Origin of the sequence: Pseudomonas sp. K5002 (genome assembly GCF_013386655.1) — a bacterium.
Taxonomy (GTDB): Bacteria; Pseudomonadota; Gammaproteobacteria; order Pseudomonadales; family Pseudomonadaceae; genus Aquipseudomonas.
In genome coordinates this window covers 1-338 of sequence record NZ_JACARK010001757.1, presented here as the reverse complement: position 1 = coordinate 338, position 338 = coordinate 1, and the positions used below count along the sequence as shown (strand labels likewise).

The window sequence follows — 338 nt, the reverse complement described above, 5'->3', positions numbered from 1 at the left end:
CATTTCGCTGGCGAATGCCTTGAGGGTCGGGCTGTCGAGACGCGGTACGAGGATTGCGCCTTGGGCGTCCTTGAGGAATTCGCCGCTTTCCTGGGTCACCGGCGTGCCTTCGCGGCTGCCGATGCCAAGGATCGACAAGCTCGGCGCCTGGTTGCCTTGCAGCTGCAGGCGGATCCCCTGGCGTTCCTGCTTGGACAGCGACGAGCCGATCAGCAGCAGCCGACCCTGGCCGAGGCCGCCATGCTTGAGCAGGCTCAGGGCCTTCTCCACGGCCAGGTCGGCGCGGTGGCCGGGCTCGGGCATGATCGAGGGGCGCAGGGCTTCCAGCAGGTTATGGC

1 pseudogene is annotated in these 338 nt (G+C 67.5%); it reads right to left on the bottom strand.

The features are described 5' to 3' along the window. Positions 1-338, bottom strand: a pseudogene (locus HX846_RS39120) (hypothetical protein); the annotation flags it as partial.